We start from the raw sequence: 20,721 nt of genomic DNA, 5'->3' as shown, positions 1-20,721 counted from the left end.
GGCCGCCGGGCTCAGCCGGTTCACGCGAGCAAGCGGTTACCGCTGCGGCACGCCCAGCGCGGCCAGTGCCGGACCCGCCATGATCACGCCGGCGCCCGTCACGGGGTCGTAGCCCGGCGCGCCCAGGTCGATCGCGCTCGAGACGAGGGCCGCACGGATCTGCGCGGGCGTCGCGGTGGGCTTGCCCTGCAGGAGCAGCGCCGCGATGGCCGCCGCGTGCGGAGCGGCCGCCGAGGTGCCGTAGAAAGGCTGGAAACCGGCCACGGAGGTGGCGACGCCGTCGGCCGCGGTGAGGTCCGGCTTGGCGCGAGTGGCGCCGCCCGTCGAGGAGACGTTGCCGGGCGTGATCGCGGTGCCGTCGGGGTTGTAGAACAGGTGGCGCGGCCCGTCGGAGGTGAAGCGCTCCCACTTGCTCGAAGAGCTGAACTGCCCCGGGTACGGACCGGCCGGGTTGGCCGGGTCACCCGTCTCGAGCGGGCGGCCGAACGCCGTCGCCGCCGGGGCCGCCGCCACGCTGAACGCCGCGGCCGCCGCCGAGTGGCCCGAGGTCACCCCAGCCGAGCTGAACGCCGGCAGCGAACCCTGCGCCACGAACCGGCCGCGGATCACGTTGAGCGCGAGGAACCGGTCGGCGCCGCTGTACTTGACCACGGCGACGCGGTAGCCCGAACCGTTGGTCGGCACCGAGGCGATCTCGTACGGGTTCTGCGAACCGGTCTGCGGGTTGTCGCTGGAGGACACGACGCGGCCGGAGGAATTGAGCACGTACAGGTCGTAGTCGTTGGCCGACTTGCCCCAGGGGTCCGACCAGAACAGCGTGACCGGTTTGCCGAGCGAGCCCGCGGACAGCGGGTCGGTCGTCTGGGTCGCGGGACCGGGGTCGAAGTCGTGCGCGGTGCCGCTGACCCGCGGCAGCGTCGCGCCGGACGAGCGGAAGTCGCCCTCGTAGTAGCCGCTCGTGCCGTCGGTGAGGTTGCCCGAGTTGCCGGCGGAGGAGAAGTAGAGCGCACCGGCGGCGGTGACGTCGTTGACGGCCTGCGCGACCTGCGTGTCCTGGAACGGCGACTCGTCGAAGTAGGCGACATCGTCGACGATCACGGTGCAGTTGCCGGTGGTGCGCAGCGCGCGGATGTTCGCGGCGAAGCTCGCTTCGCTGGTGAACGCCGTCGCGAAGCCGAGCGTGGCGCCGGGGGCGAGGTCGTGGATGATCTCGAGCATCGCGGTGCCCTCGTCGCCGCTGCCGGCCTGGCCCGGCAGCACGTCGACGGCCGGCAGCTCACCCGCGGACTGCGACTTCGCCAGCGAGTTCACGCCGTCGGACAGCACGCAGACCTTCACACCGGTGCCGGTGACGCCGTATTGCGTGCGGGCGGTGTCGGCGCCGTGCGCCTTGTCCCCTTCGGACACCTGCGTCGCGGCGACGGCCTTCGCGGCGAGCTCTGCGCGCGGGTCGTGCTCGCGCCACGTCATGGCCTGTCCGGCGGGCTGCACGCTGGTGACGTCCGCGCGCGCCGCGATCCGGTCCACGGCGGCGAGCGGCAGGTCCGCGCGTACCGCGCCGTCGGGCGAGGCGTAACGCACGGTGCCGCCCGCCGCGCGCACGGCCCGCGCCACGCCCTTGCCGCCCTGGATGTCGACGGACACCGCGCCGGCCTTCGTCACGGCCAGGCCGGTGCGGTAGTCGGGCAGCAGAGCCGCGAGCGCCCGGTCCGCGCGCAACCGCTTCTCGACCACGAGCTGGCCGGCTTGCTTGCGCTCCGCGGGCGTCAGCGACTTCTTGATGCTCTGCAGCGCGCCGATCCCGGCCTCAGTGCGCTGCGCCGCCGCATCAGCCGCGGACGGCTGCGCACTCGCCACCCCCGCGCCGAGCAGCGCCAACCCCGCCGCCAACGCCGCCGACTTCGTGGCGACCCGGCTGAATCTCTCCATCGGTTCTCTCCCTGCCTCGGCCGCCCCACCGGCGGTAGTCAGGAGAATCTAGGGAGTGATCGACCGCCGGGTACACCGACAAAAGTTTGAATCGTCCCCGCTGTCCAGTACGTGGACGGCTGACGAGCCCCAGGGGATCGACACCGCGCGCCGCGGGCACCGAGGGACCGGCCCGAGCCGGCGTTCACCCTCTGCACACGACAGCGCCGGACCGTCCATGGTGGACGATCCGGCGCTCGTGGAGCCGAAGCTTCAGAAGTTGATCATGTGGCCGGCCAGGCCGTGGATCGCTTCCTTCACCGCTTCGCCCAGCGTCGGGTGGGCGTGGACGTTGCGGGCGACCTCGTGCACCGTCAGATCCCACTGCTGGGCGAGCGTCAGCTCGGGCAGCAGCTCCGTGACGTCCGGGCCGATCAGGTGGGCGCCGAGCAGCTCGCCGTACTTGGCGTCGCTGAGGATCTTGACGAAGCCGCCGGCGTCGCCAAGGCCCTGGGCCTTGCCGTTGGCCGTGAACGGGAACTTCGCGACCTGCACGTCGTAACCCTTTTCGCGAGCCTGCTCCTCCGTCCAGCCGAAGCTGGCGATCTGGGGCTGGCAGTAGGTCGCGCGCGGGATCATCACGAAGTCGAGCTCCATGGTCTCCGCGCCGGCGATCGTCTCGGCCGCGACGACGCCCATGGACTCCGACGCGTGGGCCAGCATGAGCTTCGCGGTCACGTCGCCGATCGCGAACAGGTGCGGCACGTTCGTGCGCCCCCGGCCGTCGACCGCGATGGCGCCGCGCTCGGTGAGCTCGACGCCGGTGTTCTCCAGGCCGTAGCCGGACACGTTGGGCTGGAAGCCGATGGCCTGCAGGACCTTGTCGGCCTCGAGCACGTCCTGCTTGCCGTCCTTGGACACCGTGACGCGGACCTTCGGGCCGGAGTCGTCGATGGCCTCGACCTTCGTGCCCGTCAGGACCTTGATGCCGAGCTTGCGGTAGCGCTTGGCCAGCTCCGCCGAAACCTCGGCGTCCTCGAGCGGCACCATCCGGTCGAGGAACTCGACGATGGTCACGTCCACGCCGTAGTTGCGCAGCACGTACGCGAACTCCACGCCGATCGCGCCGGCGCCCGCGATGACGATGCTGCCGGGCACCTCGCTCTCGAGGATCTGCTGCTCGTAGCTGACCACCCGTTCACTGCGCTGAGTGCCCGGCAGCAGCTTCGCCGTCGCGCCGGTGGCGATGATGCAGTTGTCGAACGTGATCCGCTCGCCGTTGACCTCGAGCGTGTGCGGGTCGACGAACGTGCCGTGGCCGTCGTACTCCGTGATCTTGTTCTTCTTCATCAGGAAGTGCACGCCTTTGACGCGGCCGTCCGCGACCTTGCGGCTGCGCTCGTAGGCGGCCGAGTAGTCGAAGCGGATCTCTCCGTCGGAGGAGATGCCGTAGGTCTTGGCCTCCTCCTTGACGGTGTGGGCCAGCTCGGCGTTGCGCAGCAGCGCCTTCGACGGGATGCACCCGACGTTGAGGCACACCCCGCCCCAGTACTTCTCCTCGACGACCGCCGCGCTCAGGCCGAGCTGGGTGGCACGGATCGCGGCCACGTAACCGCCGACTCCGGCCCCCAGGACCACGACGTCATAGTGTGCACTCATACCGTCCAAATTACCCTGATCCGCCGGGCCGGGCGGGGTGACGGTCCTCGCCTCACGGACGGTCAGCGGGAGGCGCTTCGCCGCGCACACCGGCCAGCAGATCGGTCACCGCGCGCATGATCCGGGCGGTCGCTTCTTCGAGTACTTCCCGCGTCGGCTCGACGTCGCGCAGGTCCGACAAGTCCACCGGCGGGCCGGCGACGAGCTCGACGGTCTTGCGCGGAATCCCGTGCGGGAACCAGGCTCCGGCGGGCAGCAGGTGGTGGGTGCCCCAGTTCGCGACGGGCACCACCGGTACACCCGTCTCGAGCGCGATGCGCGCCACCCCGGTCTTGCCCTTCATCGGCCAGCCGCCGGGATCGGAGGAGAACGTGGCCTCCGGGAAGATCGTCACGCACTCACCCGCGGCCACGGCCTTCACGGCGTCGCGGTACGCACCGGAAGCCGTGGGCGCGCCCCGGTACACCGGGATGTGCTTGCCGGAGCGCATCACGGAGCCGACCACCGGCAGGTCCCACAGGCTCGACTTCGCCAGGTAGCGCGGCACCCGGCCCGCTGCGAGGCAGAACGCGGTGAGCGTGGTCGGGTCGGCGAAGGACAGGTGGTTCGACGCGACGAGCACCCCGCCCGTGGCCGGAAGGTGCCGCGAGCCCCGTACGCGGAAGCGGCTGAACAGCACCAGGAACTGCCAGACCACCTCGATCGCGACGCTGTACCAGGCGCCACGGCCGGCGCGGGCGAAGCGCCGGCCGTAGGCTTGCATCTGGCGAAAGGTGAGCAGCTCCCCCTCGGGCGACACGGCGTCGAGGGGGGTCCAGCGGTCACGCGTCCGGTTTCGCAGGGCCATGAGCGTCATTCGTAGCCGATCACGGCCCGGCTCGGTGCGCCCGGGCACCGGACGCGGTGCGGATCACACCCGCTCGAGCACCACCACGGGGATCTCCCGGTCGGTCTTCTTCGCGTACTCGTTGTAGTCCGGCCACACCTCGGCGAGCTTCGCCCACAGCCGCGCGCGCTCATCGCCCTCGACGGTGCGGGCGCGGGCGGTGAACTTGTCCGCCTTCACCTGCACGCGGACCTCGGGGTCGGCCTGCAGGTTGAGGTACCAGCCCGGGTGTTTCGGGGCACCGCCCTTGGACGCGACGATCACCGGGTTGCCGTCCACCTCCTGGTAGATCAATGCGAACTTGCGGTCCTCGCCACTCTTGCGGCCCTTGGTGGTGAGGACCAGTGTCGGCACACCCGGCTGCCAGTCGTGGCCGACCTCGCCGTCGGTCTCCTCGTAGCGGCGGACGTGCTCGTCACCGTAAAGCATCCGTGCTCCCTTTCGATTCGTCAGTGGTGCCGTGGTCTCGTCCCACCCTGCCGCGAACCGGTCGGTCGTGCTGATCAGCTCGTGCAACGTGCGGGGCTCGTCGAAGGCGTGTCCCGCGTCGGGGATCAGCTTCAGCTCCGCCCCCGGCAGCACTTGCGCGAGCTCCCACGCGGTGGTGGCGGGGGTGACCACGTCGTACCTTCCCTGGACGAGAACGCACGGGACGCCCGCGAGCTTCCCGGCCTCGCGGATCAGCTGGTCCTCGGCCAGCCAACCGCCGTGGCGGAAGTAGTGGTTCTCGATCCGCGCGATCGCGAGCGCGAACTCCGGTTCGGTGAACGCCGACACGACCTCCTCCTGCGGCGTGAACTTCACCGTCTCGCCCTCCCAGCGGCTCCACGCGACGGCCGCCGGGCGGTGCACCTCGGGATCCGGGTGGTGCAGCAGCCCGTGGTAGACCTCGAGCAGGTTCTCGCTGCGGCGCGCGTATGGCACGGGCGCGAGGAACCGCGACCACGCCTCGGGGAACAGGCACCCGGCGCCGCCGCCGAAGAGCCAGTTGATCTCCTTGACGCGCAAAGTCGCCACGCCGCGCAGCACCAGCTCGCTCACGCGGTGCGGGTAGTTCTCGGCGTACGCGAGGGCGAGCACGCTGCCCCAGGACCCCCCGAACAGCTGCCAGCGGCAGATGCCGCGGTCTTCGCGCAACCGCTCCAGGTCGGCGACGAGGTGCCAGGTCGTGTTCACCGACAAGTCGGCCTCGGGCGTGCTGCAGTGCGGGGTGCTGCGCCCGCAGCCGCGCTGGTCGAACAGCACGATCCGGTAGCGCTCGGGGTCGAACAGGCGTCGGTGGCGCGGCGAACTGCCGCCGCCGGGACCACCGTGCAGGAACACCACGGGTTTGCCCGCGGGGTTCCCGCACTCCTCCCAGTAGATTACGTTCCCGTCGCCGACCGGCAGCGTCCCGTGGTCGTAGGGTTCGATTTCCGGGTACAGACCGAGCATGGGGCCACTATGCCCGAGGAACCACCGTGGAGGAGCGATGAAGGCCGGGCCGCACGTGACGCTGGCAGACGTGGCAAGCAGCGCGGATGTGTCACTCGCGACGGCTTCGCGGGTGCTCAACGGCACCGCGTCGGTGCGCATGGATCTGCGCGACCGGGTGCTGACGGCCGCCGCCGAGCTCGCGTATGCACCGAACGCGCACGCGCAAGCACTCGCCGGAGGGACACATCGGACAGTCGGGGTGATCTGCCACGACGTGTCCGACCCGTACTTCGCGACGATCGCGGCCGGGGTGATGAAGGTCGCGAACGCGGGCGGCCTGCTCGTGATGCTGGCCGACACCTTTCGCGACCCCGACCGGGAAGTGGCGTACGTCTCGGCGCTGCGGGCCCAGCGGGCGTCGGCGATCGTGCTCATCGGGTCGTCGTTCGAAGATCGCTCGTGGGAGCGCGCGATGGCGGCCGAGCTCGAACCGTACCGGCGCGGCGGCGGCCAGGTGGCGGCCGTGAGCCGGCACCGCGGGCTCAAAGTGGACACCGTGCAGCCGGACAACCGCGGCGGTGCGGCCGCGCTTGCCAAGGAGCTCGTGGGGCTGGGGCACCGGCGGTTCGCGGTGCTGGCGGGTCCGGCGCGCCTCACCACGGTGTGCGACCGCCTCGACGGCTTCGCCGGGGAACTCGCCGCCCACGGCGTCACGCTGGCCGGGGAGGACGTGCTGGAAACGGCGTTCTGCCGCGAAGGCGGCTACGACGCGGCGAAGCGGCTGCTCGACCGTCCGAAGCGGCAGCGGCCGACCTGTGTGTTCGCCGTCACGGACGTGATGGCGATGGGCGCGCTCGCCGCGCTGCGCGAAGCCGGGGTCTCGGTGCCGCGCGAGATGTCGGTCGCGGGGTTCGACGACATCCCCGTGGTGCGCGACCTCACGCCGGCGCTCACGACCGTCGCCCTGCCCCTGGAACAGCTCGGCGAACGCGCCATGGACCTGGCGCTCAAGGGCTCCGGCGCGCGGACGCGCACGATCCGGCTGGGCGCCGAGGTGGTGCTGCGCGAGACGACGGCGCGGCCGCGCCGCTGAGGCGTCCACTGTGGACGAAAACGGCACTCCGCGGGTTTCCCCGTCGGCCCGCCGCCACCCGGTTGGTTAGGCTGCCCGCGTGGCCAAGGTGCTGGTGGTGGAGGACGACGCGACGATCGGTGGCGTCCTGGAGTCGTCGCTGACCCGCCACGGCCACGATGTGCGCTGGTGCCGCGACGGGCGCAGCGCGCTGCACGAGCAGCACGCCGAACTCGTGCTGCTCGACCTGGGCCTGCCCGACCTCGACGGTCTCGACGTGTGCCGCCGGCTGCGCACGAGCATGCCGGGCGCCGTCGTCGTGATCCTCACCGCGCGGGCCGACGAGATGGACGTGGTCGTGGGTCTCGACGCGGGCGCCGACGACTACCTGACCAAGCCCATCCGCCTCGGCGAGCTGCTCGCCCGCGTGCGCGCCCATCTGCGTCGCGGCGCGCCGGCGAACCCCGCGGCGCCCGTGACCACCGTCGGCTCGCTCGTGGTCGACGCCGCGAGCCGGCGCGCCGTCGTCGGCGGCCGGGAGGTGGACCTGCGGGCGCGGGAATTCGACTTGCTGGCCCGCCTCGCCGAGCAACCCGGCGCTGCCGTGAGCCGCGAGAAGCTGATGGCCGACGTGTGGGACGCCCACGGGCACGGCTCCACGAAGACGCTCGATGTGCACATCGCCGCTCTGCGGCGCAAACTCACGGCCGCCGCGCCGGTGCCCGAGGACGTGCCGCGCATCGCGACCCTGCGCGGCCACGGGTACCGGCTGGAAGCGGACTGACGGTGCGCCGCCGGATCGTCACGCTGACGGTGCTCGCCGCGGTGGTGGCCACCGTGCTGTTCGGGCTCCCGCTCGCCGTTGCCGCGCTGTGGTACTTCCGCGAGGACACCAGCTCCGAGCTCGAACGGGCCGCCGACGGCACGGCGCTGGAGGTGTCCGACGCGCTCGCCGCCGGGCGTGTGCCGAGCCAGCCGGTGCAGGGCGCCGCGACCGTCGGGATCTACGACCGGGCCGGGCGCCTGGTGTCCGGCCGGGGCCCGGACACCGCCGACTCCGTGGTGCTCCGCGTGTCCGCGGCGGATGTCGACGTGGCGTCCGGGCCGGTGGACGACGCGGACGTGCTGGCCGTTCCCGTCATGGACGGTGCGCAGCTCGCGGGCGTGGTCCGCGCGGCGATGCCGCACACCGTGCTGCTGCAGCGCGTCGGGCTGACCTGGCTCGCGATGGCCGGGTTCGGGGTCGCCGCCGTCGCCGCGAGCTGGCTCATCGCGCGGCGCCTCGCCGCCCGGCTGTCGCAGCCGCTGGAGGCGCTCGCGGCCGCCGCGACCCGGCTCGGCGAAGGCGACTTCACGGCCCGCGTACCCCGAGCGGGCGTCGCCGAGATCGACCAGGTCGGCACGGCCCTCGACGTGACCGCGGCACGGATCGGCGACTCGCTCGACCGCGAGCGCGCGTTCTCCGCCGAGGCGTCGCACCAGCTGCGCACGCCACTCGCCGGGTTGCGGCTGCAGCTGGAGGCCGCGCTCGAGACACCCGGCGCCGACCCGTACGAGGCGATCCGCGCCGGCATCGGCTCGGCCGACCGGCTCGAGCGCACGATCGAAGACCTGCTCGCGCTGTCCAGCGAACGCCGGGCGCCGCGCGCGAAGCTCGACCTCGCCGCCGTGCTCGACGAGCTGCGCCGCTCCGGTGGCGCCCTGCTCAACGGCCGCGGCCTGCGGGTCGAGGTGCAGGACCCGCCCGCCGCGCGGGCCTCGGTCGCGGCCGTGCGGCAGGTGCTCGCGGTGTTGCTGGACAACGCCATTACCCACGGTCGGGGACCGGTCATTGTCCTCGCGCGCGACGCGGGTGGCGCGCTCGCGATCGACGTCGCCGACGACGGCCCGGACCTCGGCGACACGGACCCGTTCGCCCGCGGCCGCACGGCTCCGCTCGGGCACGGCATCGGGTTGCGGCTCGCCCGCAGCCTGGCCGAGGCGGAGGGCGGGCGGCTGCGGCTGTCGAGCCCCCACCCGCCGACGTTCACCCTGCTCCTGCCCCCGGCCGAAGACCCGGGGTCACCTGAGGCGGAGTGAACAGATCAACCGCTGAAAATCACCGCTTTTGCACAACGTTTTCCCGGTTTTCGGGGCGCATCCCGATCGATACCGTTACGCGGGCTCGGTGGTCACCGCGCAGACCCGCCCAGCGCAGATCCACCCCGCCCCGTATGCCAACGCCTCGCACTTCGACCACGCGACGACGAGGAGCAGCCTGGTGACGTCCACCCCACCCGCCCCGCCCCGCACCGGGCTCGGCACCGCCCTGTGGCGCCGCAAACCGGTCGCGGACCGCGTGGCCGAAGCCGGGCACGGCCCGCTCAAGCGGACCCTCGGCCTCGGCCAGCTGACGACGCTGTCCATCGGCGCGACGCTCGGCAGCGGCATCTTCGTCGTCCTCGGCGAAGCGGTGCCGGTGGCCGGGCCCGCCGTGGTGGTGTCGTTCGTGCTCGCCGGGATCACGGCGCTGTTCTCCGCGCTGTCCTACGCCGAGCTCGCCGGCATGATCCCGCTGTCGGGCTCCTCGTACTCCTACGCGTACGCGACGCTCGGCGAGCTCGTCGCGTGGGTCTGCGGCTGGTTCCTGGTGCTGGAGTACAGCGTTTCCGTCACGTCGGTGGCCGTCGGCTGGGGCCAGTACGTGAACGAGCTGCTGCAGCTGGCGTTCGAGCTCACGCTGCCGGATTCGCTCAGCGCCCCGCCGGGAGACGGCGGGCTCGTCGACGTGCCCGCGATCGTCGTCGTGCTGCTCGCGATGGTCCTGCTGCTGGGCGGGGCCAAGGAGAGCGCGCGGGCCAACGCGGTGCTGGTCGCGGTGAAGATCGCGACGCTCGTGCTGTTCTGCCCCATCGCCTTCAGCGCCGTGCGGGCCGAGAACTACACGCCGTTCCACCGCTCGGCCTCGCCGGCATGAGCGCGGGTGGCGCGAAGCTGTTCTTCTCCTACAGCGGGTTCGACGCCGCGTCGACCGCCGGCGAAGAGGCGCGCGAACCGCAACACGACCTGCCGCGCGCGATCGTGCTGTCGCTGGGCATCGTCACGGTGCTGTACTGCCTGGTGGCCGTCGCGGCCGTGGGCGCGTTACCGTGGCAGCAGTTCGGCGACCAGCAGGCGGGGCTTTCGCACGTGCTCACGACGGTGCTGGACAACCCGTTCTGGGCCGGGGTGCTGGCCGTCGGCGCGATCGTGGCGATCTCGAGCGTCGTGCTGACCGTCCTCTACGGACAGACGCGCATCCTGTTCGCCATGTCGCGTGACGGGCTCGTGCCGAAGGCACTGTCCACAGTGCACCCGAAGACCGGTGTGCCGCGCACGAACACCCTGGTGGTGTCGCGGTTCGTCGCCGTGCTGGCGGCGTTCGTGCCGCTCGGCAAGCTCGCCGACGCCACGAGCATCGGTACCCTCTTCGCGTTCGTCCTGGTCAACGTCGCCGTGCTCGTGCTGCGCAACCGTCGGCCCGGCGACCGGCGGACGTTCCGCGTGCCGTTCTCCCCCGTCACGCCGATGCTCGGGGTGCTGTGCTGCGCCTGCATGATGTTCAGCCTCGACGTCGCCACGTGGCTCGTGTTCGGCGGCTGGCTGGTGCTCGGGCTGGTGCTGTACTTCGCCTACGGCATCCGGCGCTCGCGACTGGCGGTGGCCAAATGATCGTCGCCGTCCACCAGGGTCCATTCTCACAGCTGCCCGAGGCGATGGCGACCGCCTCCGCGCGGGGCGCTTCGCTCGTGGTGACCGCCGAGATGGGCTCCACGGGGTACGCGATCGGGCCGGCAGCGGTCGCCGAGCTCGCCGAACCGGCCGACGGTCCGCGTGCCCGGGAGCTCGGAGCGCTCGCCCGGGAACACGGCGTCGCGCTCGTCTACGGTTACCCCGAGCGTGCCGGCGAAACCGTGTACAACTCGGCACAACTCCTTTCCGCACAAGGGGAACGGCTCGCGAACTACCGCAAGACGCACCTCTACGGCGAAATCGACCGCGGCCAGTTCTCCCCCGGCGGCGAACTCGTCGTGCAGGCCGACCTCGACGAGGTGCGCGTGGGCCTGCTGATCTGTTACGACGTGGAGTTCCCCGAGCCCGTGCGCGCGCACGCCCTCGCCGGCACGCAGCTGCTGCTCGTGCCGACGGCGCTGATGCGCCCGTACGAGCGGGTGGCCGACGCGCTGGTGCCCATCCGCGCGCACGAGAGCCAGCTCTACGTCGTGTACGCGAATCGCTGCGACACCGAAGGCGAGCTGACCTACTGCGGTCACTCGACCATCGCGTCACCCGACGAGACCGTCGCCAAGGCCGGCGCCGGACCCGAACTGATCTTCGCCGGCGTCGACCCCGGCGTGCTCACGCGGCCGGCGAACACGTACCTGGCCGACCGCCGGCCGGAGCTGTACCGCTGCCTGACGGACGGACCCCAGACATGACCTCCGCCGTCCCGACCGCGATCCCCACGGACGAGCCGGCCGGGCGCCCGATCACCATGTTCGGCCCCGACTTCCCGTTCGCCTACGACGACTGCTTCGCCCACCCCGCCGGCCTCGGCACGGTGCCGCCGGAGCACCACGGCACCGAGGTCGAGGTGATCGGCGGCGGGCTCTCCGGGATCGTCACGGCCTACGAGCTGATGAAACTCGGGCCGCGGCCGGTGGTGTACGAGATCGCGGAGCTGGGCGGGCGGCTGCGCACGCACCACTTCCCCGGGCTGCCCGGCGACGTCGTCGCCGAAATGGGCGCCATGCGCTTCCCGCCGGCGTCGACGACCCTGTTCCACTACATCGACAAGATGGGCCTGGAGACCACGCCGTTCCCGAACCCGCTCGCGCCCGTGACGCCGAGCACCGTCGTGGACCTCAAGGGGGCACAGCCACTACGCGCGCACGCCCGAAGACCTGCCGCCGGTGTACACGGAGGTCGCGCAGGCGTGGCAGCGCACGCTCGACGAGCTCGCGGCGTTCGCCGAGATGCAGACGGCGATCCGCGACCGCGACGCGAAGACGATCAAGCGGATCTGGAACGAGCTCGTGCCGCGCCTGGACAACCAGACGTTCCACGGTTTCCTGTGCGATTCGCCGGTGTTCGCGTCGTTCCGCCACCGCGAGATCTTCGGCCAGGTCGGCTTCGGCACGGGCGGCTGGGACACCGATTTCCCGAACACGATCCTCGAGATCATGCGCGTCGTCTACACCGGCGCGGACGACGAGCACCGCAGCATCACCGGCGGCAGCCGCCGGCTCCCGCTGCGGCTGTGGGAGCACGCACCCGAGCAGCTCGCCCACTGGCCGGCCGGCACGAACCTCGCGGCACTGCACGAGGACGGCCGCCCGCGCCCCGGCGTCACGCGGCTGCATCGCACGGCGCCGAACAACGTGACGGTCACCGACGCCTCAGGCCACATCCGCACCTTCCGCGCCGCGGTGTTCACCGCGCAGAGCTGGTTGCTGCTGTCCAAGGTCGACTGCGACGAAGCGCTGTTCCCCATCGACCACTGGACGGCGATCGAACGCACGCACTACATGGCGTCGTCGAAGGTCTTCGTGCCGGTGGGCCGGCCGTTCTGGCTCGACCGCGACCCCGAGACCGGGCGCGACGCGATGAGCATGACGCTCACCGACCGCATGCCGCGCGGCACGTACCTGCTGGGCGACGCCCCGGACAAGCCGGCCGTGATCTGCCTGTCCTACACGTGGGAAGGCGATTCGCTGAAGTGGCTGCCGCTGAGCGTGTCCGAGTGCGTGGAGGTGATGCTGCAGTCGCTGCGCGAGGTCTACCCGGGCGTCGACGTGCGGCGCCACCTCGTGGGCGACCCGGTGACCGTGTCGTGGGAGGCGGAACAGCACTTCATGGGCGCGTTCAAGGCGAACCTGCCCGGGCACTACCGCTACCAGCACCGGCTGTTCACGCACTTCGTGCAGGACCGGTTGCCGGCGCGGTTCCGCGGGTTGTTCCTCGCGGGTGACGACGTGTCGTGGACCGCGGGCTGGGCCGAGGGTGCGGTGCAGACGGCGCTCAATGCCGTGTGGGGTGTGCAGCGGCACTTCGGCGGCGCTTCGGACCCGGCGAAGCCCGGCCCGGGCGACCTGTTCGACGGCCTCGCGCCGATCGAGCTGCGCGACTGAGCTTCGGGTCTGAGCTTCCTGATCGGGCTGTCGGGCCGGCGCGGGAGTCAACCCGTACCCGGCGGTAGTCGACCAATGGTGTTCCGCCCGCGCGACACCTGCCACGATTAATCAGCCCCGCTGAACCGATCATGCGAAAATGTGGCGCATGAGCACCGAGCCGGCGCCCAAGTGGCGGAGACTGGAACCGGACGAGCGCAAGGAGCAGATCTACACCTGCGCCGCGCAGCTGTTCGGTGAGCGGCCGTACTCGGAGGTGTCCACTTCGGACATCGCCGCGGCCGCGGGCGTCGCGCGGGGGCTGATCAACCACTACTTCGGCACGAAACGCGAGCTGTACCTGGAAATCGTGCGCCGCGCGCTCACCGTTCCGCGGCTGGCCGTGGAGATCCTGCCCGACGGTCCGCTCGAGCTGCGCGCGGACGTCGCCATCAACTGGTTCCTCGACATGGTGCGCTCGCAGGAGAAGACGTGGCTCGCCGCGATCGCGCCGGAGGGCATCGGCCGCGACCCGGAGGTCGACCGCATCCTCGAGGAGGCCGACCGCGAGTCGGCCGACCGGGTGCTGGAAGCCGTCGGGCTCTCCCGCGACAGCGCGCACGGGGAGGAGCTGAACGCGGCGGTGCGCGCGTTCGCCGGCATGGTGAAGGCGGCCGGTCGCGAATGGCTCGTGCGGGGTTCGCTCAACCGCGCCCAGGTGCACACCCTGCTGAGCAAATCGCTGGTCACGCTCGTCGGTGAGGTCTTACCGCTCATCCAGAACCCGGGCGACGCGGCCGCGGAATGACGGAACCCCCGGCACCACGAGGGGGGAGGAAAGTGCCGGGGGCCCCGGCCAGGGGCCTTGCGACCCCCGGCTCCTTTCCACGTTACGCCTGGTCGGCGTGGGTTCGGTGTCAGATTCGACCGCCTTGTCACACGTTCGGCCGCAGGAAGGGCGCCGCGCCGCGTCCTGACGGAGCAGCCCAGGTCAGGCGGGCGGCTCGGCCCCGAGTTCCGCCAACCGGTGCGTCAGGCCGTCCAAGCAGCGCTGCACGGCGTAGTCGTACAGGCGCGTGTACCAGCGCGCCGCGAGGTCCGGGTCGTTGATCAGCGCGTGCATCGCGCGCCCGTGGGCCGCCATGCCGGGCAGGTCGGTGCGGTCGCGGTACCCGGCGTACTCCTCGGTGTTGTCGAGGCGCAGCGCGAGGGTGCCGTCGCGGTCGTCTTCCATCGCGACGAACTGGCAGGCGGTGGCGACGAGCAAGTTGTAGGCCAGCACGCTCTCCTCGCCGAAACCGGCGTCGAGCAGCACGCCGATGCCGCGGTCGACGGTGCGGGCGGCGGCGTCGACCGACGGGCCGAACAGCACGAGCCGGCGGGCCGTGCCGGGGTGTGAGCGCAGAACCGTGCGCAGCTCCGTCAGGAGCTCGGCGAACCAGTCCTGCCACGGCAGGTCGTCGTCGGGCAGCGTCAGGAGACCCACGACGCGATCGAGCACCGCGGACACGACCGCGTCCCGGTCGCCGACGTGGTGGTAGATCACCGCCGGGTAGGCGTCGACGGCCGCGGCGAGCTGGCGCAGCGTCCAGTTGTCGAGGCCGCGCTCGGCGGTCAGCGCGACGGCCGCGTCGACCACTTTCTCGGCCGTGACGGCCGGCAGCCCCGCGGCCGCGCGCGAACGAGGACGGTTCCCGGCGCGCGAGGACGAAGACGGCATGCGATGTACCGTATCCGGATCGTGGCGGCCCGTGCCAGGATCCGGCGGTCTAGGGCAGGATTCAGGGCATGCCCCGTGCCCTGGCCAACGGCCTCGAACTCGAGTACGACACCTTCGGCGACCCGGCGCACCCGCCGCTCGTGCTGGTGATGGGCCTCGGCGCCCAGATGGTGACCTGGGAAACCGGGTTCTGCGAGGTGATCGCGAGACACGGTTTCCACGTGGTGCGCTTCGACAACCGCGACATCGGCCTGTCGACCTACCTCGACGACCTCGGCGCGCCCGACCTCGCCGAGATCGCGGCGGGCCAGGCGTCGCCGCCGTACCTGCTCTCGGACCTCGCGGCCGACACCGTCGGCCTGTTCGACGCGCTCGGGTTCGCGAAGGCGCACGTGGTGGGCGCGTCGATGGGCGGGATGGTCGTGCAGCAGCTCGCGATCGACCACCCCGACCGCCTGCTGAGCCTCACGTCGATCATGTCCACGACCGGTGATCCGACCGTCGGGCACACCTCCGGCGCCGCGCTGGCGTCTCTCACGCGCCCGCCCGCACCGACGCGCGAGGAGGCGATCGCGCAGAGCGTCGAGGGCTACCGGATCACGGGCTCGCCCGGCTACCCCCTGACCGAAGAGCAGTTGCGCGCGAAGGCGATCCGCGGCTACGACCGGGCCCAGCACCCGGTGGGCACGCTGCGGCAGGGCGCGGCGATCCTCGCGTCGGGTGACCGCACGGAAGCGCTGCGTTCGGTGCGCCTGCCGGCCGTGGTCGTGCACGGCGACTCCGATCCGATGGTCGACGTGAGTGGCGGCAAGGCCACGGCGGCGGCGATCCCCGGTGCCGAGCTCGTGATCCTGCCGGGGATGGGGCACGACCTCCCGGAACCGCTGTGGCCGCAGATCGTGGGCGCGATCCTGCGGGCGGCGGTCCGCGGTTAAGAAGGCGTCAACAAAGCGGCCACGGACGTAGGGAAGGCGTCCGGGCCACTTCGCGTTGGGGCGCGGGCGCGCTGGACTGGCGCCATGAGCACCACAACGCCCGTCACGGGCGGCTTCGGCTTCCCCCTCGGCTGCGTGGCCGCGGTGGCCGTCGCGTTCGGCGCGGACGCCGCGGGTGCCACCTCGCACCCGCTGCACGCGCTCGTGCCGCTGGCCCTCGTCGTCCTCGCCGCCGCTGCGACCACGACCCCGGCCGCGGCGGCGGGAGTCGCCGCGGTGGCCTGGGGGATCGACGCCGGTTTCGTGTTCGGCCGCGAAGGCCACCTCGTGTTCGACGCCGCGAGCGGCCGCGCCGCCCTCGTGCTCGGCGCGGTGCTCGCCGCCGGTGTCCTGGCTCGACTCGTGACCACGGCGGTCCGCGCCCGCCACCGCGGTCCTCTCCTGCCGCACCGGCTCGTGGCGTCCGTCCCCTCGCCACGGGCCGCCGAGCAGCGGCGGGCCGATCACGCAGCCTCCGCCTGATCGGCCCGCCGGTACCCCGGTCCGGAGCGGCCAACGCCAGACCGTTGGCCGTTCCCGGACGGGGTACCGGTTTTTCGCCACACCCTTTTTTCGGACGACCGGCACGGCGGGTTTTGTGGCGTACGCGAAATCGACTCGCGCGGCGGTTTGCCGGGTGCCAGGCTGATCTGGTCACCGTCGTCACTTCGGAGGTAAGCATGAGTGAGCCGAACCCGTCACCGAGCGCCGAGGAGGACGACGTCAAGCGCAAGTTCCGCGAAGCGCTGGAACGCAAGCAGGCCCACGCCCGCTCCGGCTCCTCCCACGAAACGGGCGGCGGCAAGAACCAGCACGCCCACGGACCCGCCGCGAACAAGCGCACGTTCCGCCGCAAGAGCGGCTGAGCCCCGGACACGACGGAGGCCCCTTCACCTCGGCGAGGCGAAGGGGCCTCCGTCGTGTCGGGGAGCAGCGGTCAGAGCATCAAAGCAGGATGGACCGCAGGCGGCCGACGTCGGCCATGCGGCGTTCGGCCAGGCGGTCCGCGGCGGCGGCCGGGGGGACCCCATCAGCCTGAGCCAGCGCGTACACCGCCTTCGTGGTGTCGAAGATGGCCGTGGTCTTGCGCTGAGCGCGCGCGAAGTCGAAGCCGTGGCGTTCGTCGTCGACCTGGATGACGCCGCCGGCGTTGACGAGGTAGTCGGGGGCGAAGAGGATGCCGCGATCGGCGAGGAGCTTGTCGACGCCCGGGTGGGCGAGCTGGTTGTTCGCGGCACCGCAGACGATGCGGGCTTGCAACGCCGCCACCGTCTCGTCGGTGAGCACGCCGCCCATCGCACACGGGGCGAACACATCGAGGTCAGCCCCGATGAGGGTGTCCACATCGGACACGGTCTCGACTCCGGGGTACGCGGCGCGAGTCCGTTCCAGCGCGGGCGCGAACACGTCGGAGATCACGACCTGCGCGCCTGCCTCCACGAGGTGGCCCACCAGGAGGTGGCCGACCTTGCCGACGCCGGCGACGCCGACGCGGCGGCCCGCCAGCTCGGGCACGCCCCACACGTGATCGGCCGAAGCGCGCATGCCCTGGTACACGCCGTACGCGGTGAGCACCGACGAATCACCGGCGCCGCCGTCCTCGGGCGAGCGGCCGGTGACGAACTTCGTCTCGCGGGCCACCACGTCCATGTCGTGCACGTACGTCCCCATGTCGCACGCGGTCACGTAGCGGCCGCCCAGCGACTGCACGAAGCGGCCGTAGGCGCGCAGCAGCGCTTCGGATTTCAGCGTGTTCGGGTCGCCGATGATCACGGCCTTGCCGCCGCCGAGGTCGAGCCCGGCCAGCGCGTTCTTGTACGCCATCCCCTTGGAGAGCGCGAGCACGTCGTCGAGCGCGTCGTCCTCGGTGGCGTAGGGGTAGAAGCGGGTGCCGCCGAGCGCGGGCCCCAGCGCCGTGGAGTAGATGCCGATGATGGCCTTCAGGCCACTGGCCTCGTCGTGGCAGTACACGACTTGTTCATGGCCGCTGTGCCGGCCGAACACTCCTTCGGTCACGGTGGTGACTCCCTCGTCTTACCGCCCGCGGTTCGTGGCCGCGTGCTCCGGAAGATGGTGTGCGGCCGGCGCCCGCGGAGGTCGTCCGCCCGGCGTTCACCGCACACCGCCAACCTAGAGCCATCGGCCCGCGGCGACCACCGCAGCTCGCCGGTCAGCCCGAAACGACCTTCGAAAGCGTTGTCATCGCGACCTCGAGCTGGGCGTCCGACAGGTAGGGAGCAGGGCCGAACCGCAGGTAGGAGCCCCGGCTGTCGGTTCGCACACCCCGCTCAGCCAGCCGCCGCCGCAGGTCACCGGCCGACGGGCTGCGCAGCGACAGGAACCCGCCGACCAGCTCGAGCGGCGTCTCCCGGTCCCGGCTGATGACGTCGGCGGGCAGGCCGAGGTCGTCGAAGCGCTGCGCCAGCAACCCCACCTGGTGCTGGGAAACGGACCGAAGGAACTCCGGCGTCAACCCGTGCTCGACGAAGAACCGCTGCACGCGCACACCGCGGTAGTGGCTGGACGGGTCGTAGGTCGCGCCTGCGAACCGGTCTCCGCCCGTGGCGTAGGCGACGCGATCCGGGCGCTGCCGGTCGGCCAGCGCGCCGAACTCGGCGTACCAGCCGGTGACCACGGGTCGCAGCTCCTGCGCGTGGGCGGGCAGCCGCAGGAAGCAGTTGCCCTCGCCGAGCTGGAGGTACTTGTAGCCACCGCCGACCACCCACGCGTTGGTGAGCCCCAGTTCGTGCAGCGAGAACGGCACGGCACCCAGCGCGTGGTAGGCGTCCACCAGCAGCTCGACCGAGCGGCCGCGACAGGCCTCGGCGAGGTGCGTGAGCCCGGGAACGAGCTGCGCCGTCTCGAACAGCACCGCCGACACGAGCACGGCGGCGGTGTTCGAGCCGGCCTCCGCCGCGACGCGTTCGGCGAGCGTCGGCACCGGATCCACCGGAACCCGCACGACCTCGACACCCTCCTCCTCGAGTCGCGCGAGCTGGCGGCGCAGGGTGTGGAACTCGCCGCCGGTGGTCACGAGCCGCGGGCGCGAGCGCAGCCCGATCGCCGACAGGAACCGGATCACGAGCTCGTGGGTGTTGACGCCCAGGGCGTAGTCGCCGTGTGGATCCGAAAGCAGCGCGCGGAACCCGGCGCGCAGCTCGTCGGCCTTCGCGAACGCGCGTTCCCACTTGTCGTCGATGTCGCGGGCCGCGTCGGCGAACGCTTCCAGCAGCCCTTCCTCCGCGACGTCCGGCCACGCCTGGTGCGAGTGCGCCGAGAGCAGCAGCCGGTCGGCCACCCCGAAGCGCGAGTAGTGCGGCGCGAGCGCGTTTTCATCGGCGCGCAGGGATTCGAGTGTCGTCACAGCTTGCTCCGCACTGCCCACAGGTCCGGGAACATCGGGTGGAAGAGGGTGGTCCGCAAGTACGTCGCGCCGGACGAGCCGCCCGTCCCGGTCTTGTCGCCGATGGTCCGCTCGACCATCTTCACGTGCCGGTACCGCCACTCCTGCATCCCTTCGTCGAGGTCGACGAGAGCCTCCGCGACCACCGAGGGGCCGCCGTCGTCCTGGTAGACCTTCAGCAGTACCGCCTGCAGCTCCGGCGACGGTGCCAGCGGCCGGGTGACGTCCCGGTCCCGGGCGACGTCGTAGCCGTGGGTCGTCAGGTACGTGAGGAACGAGTCGAACAGCGACGGCCGCTGCATCGCGGCGGCGATGCGGGCGCGCTGCTCGCCGTCCTCGGGATAGTGCGCGAACACGCGTTCGTCGCGCCGCCCCAGCACGGCCTCCAGCTCGCGGAACTGCGCCGACTGGAACCCGCTCGACGCGTCCAGCCGCGCGCGGAAGCTGGTGAACTGGCTCGGCGTCATCGTCTCCAGCACGTCGATCTGCGCGACGACGACCTTCAGCACCGTGAGGATCCGGCGCAGCGTGCGGATGGCGTGCGCGGTGTTGCCGGCTTCGAGGTTGCGCTGCAGGAACTCGGCTTCGTGCAGGATCTGCTTGAACCACAGCTCGTAGACCTGGTGGATCACGATGAAGAGCAGTTCGTCGTGCTCGTCCGAACGCGGGTGCTGCGCCTCGAGCACGTCGTCGAGCGCGAGGTACGACGTGTAGCTCAGCGCGGCCTGCGGGTCGTTGGTCTGGTTCACGGTTTCCTCACCTCGTCGAAATCAGTGGTCCGGACGGCGCGGTCGAAGTGCCGTTGCGCGGCGGGCGCGAGCGCGGCGTACAGGTCATGGAAGAGCTCCACGGCCGCCGCGCGCCGGCCGGGCGCGGGGATCAGCTCGCCGGGCAGCTCGGGGTCGAGCGTCGGGAACACGCGGAACTCGTGCACCAGGCGCGTCCGCACGGCGAACGCTTCCCCGTCGGGCAGATCCCGTGCGCTGCCAGCGAATCCGGAGAAGTCCGAGACGAACGCGTCGTAGCGCGCGGCCAGTTCGTCGAGGTCCCACGCGCGTCCGGCGAACCTGCGCACGTCGAGCGCCGCGGACGGGCTGCCGAGCATCAGGCCGGCGTGCTCGGTCACGCCCAGGTCGTCGAGCAGCGCCAGTACTTCCGCCTCGCGGTCGTGCGGCGCGATCCACGTGCCGTCCTGCACCGGGCCGAATCCGAGGAAACGCAGCCGCCGCACGAGCGTCTCGCGCGCCTGCCTGCGGGTTTCGGGAATGCTCTGCCACAGCACCGTCCACGTGCCGGCGGGCCCTGCGCGGCGGCCGAGGCTGAAGATGCGCCGGTCGCCGTCGGCGAGCACGGCGACGGTGCGCTTCGTGAGCGAGTAGTGCACGAGCCGGCCCGCGCGGTGACGGGCCAGCAGGTCGCGGCGCACCAGCCGGGTGAGCGCGATGCGGGCGGCGCCGTCGGAGAACCCCAGCTCGGTGAGCAGTGTCACGAGCCCGCCGGACCACACACGGCGGCTCTCGCGCGGCTGCACGTAGCTGCCGAGCAGCGTCATCAC

17 protein-coding genes and 2 pseudogenes are annotated in these 20,721 nt (G+C 71.8%); 10 read left to right on the top strand and 9 right to left on the bottom strand.

The annotated features are described in order from the left end of the window. Window positions 1-36: 36 nt before the first annotated feature. The 4 genes from I6J71_RS09810 to pip all read right to left on the bottom strand — a co-directional run bounded on the left by I6J71_RS09810 (window position 37) and on the right by pip (window position 5,887). The gene (locus tag I6J71_RS09810) at window positions 37-1,929 is read right to left on the bottom strand and encodes a S8 family serine peptidase (protein ID WP_204094435.1); all 1,893 of its coding nucleotides are present in this window, start codon (window positions 1,927-1,929) and stop codon (window positions 37-39) included. 252 nt (window positions 1,930-2,181) lie between these two features. After that, on the bottom strand, window positions 2,182-3,567 hold the full coding sequence (gene lpdA / locus I6J71_RS09805) for a dihydrolipoyl dehydrogenase (RefSeq protein ID WP_204094434.1): 1,386 nt from the start codon (window positions 3,565-3,567) through the stop codon (window positions 2,182-2,184). Between the two features lie 52 nt (window positions 3,568-3,619). Beyond that, window positions 3,620-4,423, bottom strand: a complete 804-nt coding sequence (locus I6J71_RS09800) for a lysophospholipid acyltransferase family protein (RefSeq protein WP_370542105.1) — start codon at window positions 4,421-4,423, stop codon at window positions 3,620-3,622. Between the two features lie 54 nt (window positions 4,424-4,477). After that, entirely contained in the window at window positions 4,478-5,887 is a 1,410-nt protein-coding gene (pip, locus tag I6J71_RS09795) for a prolyl aminopeptidase (protein WP_204094432.1), read from the bottom strand. A gap of 37 nt (window positions 5,888-5,924) precedes the next feature. Between pip and I6J71_RS09790 the strand changes: the two genes are divergently transcribed. The 7 genes and pseudogenes from I6J71_RS09790 to I6J71_RS09760 all read left to right on the top strand — a co-directional run bounded on the left by I6J71_RS09790 (window position 5,925) and on the right by I6J71_RS09760 (window position 13,877). Next, window positions 5,925-6,962, top strand: coding sequence for a LacI family DNA-binding transcriptional regulator (locus I6J71_RS09790; RefSeq protein WP_204094431.1), 1,038 nt, complete (start codon window positions 5,925-5,927; stop codon window positions 6,960-6,962). Window positions 6,963-7,041: 79 nt separating this feature from the next. Then, complete coding sequence (locus I6J71_RS09785; RefSeq protein ID WP_204094430.1) at window positions 7,042-7,725, top strand: response regulator transcription factor; 684 nt, start codon at window positions 7,042-7,044, stop codon at window positions 7,723-7,725. A gap of 2 nt (window positions 7,726-7,727) precedes the next feature. After that, window positions 7,728-9,020, top strand: a complete 1,293-nt coding sequence (locus I6J71_RS09780; protein WP_204094429.1) for a HAMP domain-containing sensor histidine kinase — start codon at window positions 7,728-7,730, stop codon at window positions 9,018-9,020. Window positions 9,021-9,201: 181 nt separating this feature from the next. Continuing rightward, window positions 9,202-10,631, top strand: a pseudogene (locus tag I6J71_RS09775) (amino acid permease). After that, window positions 10,628-11,398: a carbon-nitrogen hydrolase family protein gene (locus I6J71_RS09770; RefSeq protein ID WP_204094428.1), complete on the top strand. Its 771-nt coding sequence runs from the start codon at window positions 10,628-10,630 to the stop codon at window positions 11,396-11,398. Before I6J71_RS09775 ends, I6J71_RS09770 begins: the two are co-directional and overlap by 4 nt. Then, window positions 11,395-13,090 (top strand): annotated as a pseudogene (locus tag I6J71_RS09765) (flavin monoamine oxidase family protein). Before I6J71_RS09770 ends, I6J71_RS09765 begins: the two are co-directional and overlap by 4 nt. Window positions 13,091-13,238: 148 nt before the next feature. After that, a complete protein-coding gene (locus I6J71_RS09760) occupies window positions 13,239-13,877 on the top strand; it encodes a TetR/AcrR family transcriptional regulator (protein ID WP_204094427.1) in 639 nt (212 codons plus the stop codon). Window positions 13,878-14,060: 183 nt separating this feature from the next. Here I6J71_RS09760 and I6J71_RS09755 read toward each other — a convergent pair whose 3' ends face one another. Next, the gene (locus tag I6J71_RS09755; RefSeq protein ID WP_204094426.1) at window positions 14,061-14,789 is read right to left on the bottom strand and encodes a TetR/AcrR family transcriptional regulator; all 729 of its coding nucleotides are present in this window, start codon (window positions 14,787-14,789) and stop codon (window positions 14,061-14,063) included. A gap of 68 nt (window positions 14,790-14,857) precedes the next feature. On the opposite strand from I6J71_RS09755, the gene I6J71_RS09750 reads away from it, so the two are divergent. The 3 genes from I6J71_RS09750 to I6J71_RS09740 all read left to right on the top strand — a co-directional run bounded on the left by I6J71_RS09750 (window position 14,858) and on the right by I6J71_RS09740 (window position 16,629). Further along, complete coding sequence (locus I6J71_RS09750; protein WP_204094425.1) at window positions 14,858-15,724, top strand: alpha/beta fold hydrolase; 867 nt, start codon at window positions 14,858-14,860, stop codon at window positions 15,722-15,724. Between the two features lie 84 nt (window positions 15,725-15,808). Then, the gene (locus I6J71_RS09745) at window positions 15,809-16,246 is read left to right on the top strand and encodes a hypothetical protein (RefSeq protein WP_204094424.1); all 438 of its coding nucleotides are present in this window, start codon (window positions 15,809-15,811) and stop codon (window positions 16,244-16,246) included. A 197-nt stretch (window positions 16,247-16,443) separates the two neighbouring features. Beyond that, window positions 16,444-16,629 carry a DUF5302 domain-containing protein gene (locus I6J71_RS09740; protein WP_204094423.1) on the top strand — a complete coding sequence of 62 codons (186 nt, stop codon included), beginning with the start codon at window positions 16,444-16,446 and terminating at the stop codon, window positions 16,627-16,629. Window positions 16,630-16,708: 79 nt separating this feature from the next. Here I6J71_RS09740 and I6J71_RS09735 read toward each other — a convergent pair whose 3' ends face one another. The 4 genes from I6J71_RS09735 to I6J71_RS09720 form a co-directional block, all read right to left on the bottom strand. After that, window positions 16,709-17,779, bottom strand: a complete 1,071-nt coding sequence (locus tag I6J71_RS09735) for a Glu/Leu/Phe/Val dehydrogenase (protein WP_204094422.1) — start codon at window positions 17,777-17,779, stop codon at window positions 16,709-16,711. Window positions 17,780-17,933: 154 nt separating this feature from the next. Next, on the bottom strand, window positions 17,934-19,127 hold the full coding sequence (locus tag I6J71_RS09730; protein ID WP_204094421.1) for a kynureninase: 1,194 nt from the start codon (window positions 19,125-19,127) through the stop codon (window positions 17,934-17,936). Further along, on the bottom strand, window positions 19,124-19,915 hold the full coding sequence (locus tag I6J71_RS09725) for a tryptophan 2,3-dioxygenase (protein ID WP_204094420.1): 792 nt from the start codon (window positions 19,913-19,915) through the stop codon (window positions 19,124-19,126). The genes I6J71_RS09730 and I6J71_RS09725 overlap by 4 nt, the downstream gene beginning before the upstream one ends. Continuing rightward, window positions 19,912-20,718, bottom strand: coding sequence for a PaaX family transcriptional regulator C-terminal domain-containing protein (locus I6J71_RS09720; protein ID WP_204096960.1), 807 nt, complete (start codon window positions 20,716-20,718; stop codon window positions 19,912-19,914). Before I6J71_RS09720 ends, I6J71_RS09725 begins: the two co-directional genes overlap by 4 nt. Window positions 20,719-20,721 lie beyond the last annotated feature (3 nt).

Source organism: Amycolatopsis sp. FDAARGOS 1241, from assembly GCF_016889705.1.
Taxonomy (GTDB): Bacteria; Actinomycetota; Actinomycetes; order Mycobacteriales; family Pseudonocardiaceae; genus Amycolatopsis.
This window is presented reverse-complemented; position numbering and strand designations above follow the sequence as displayed.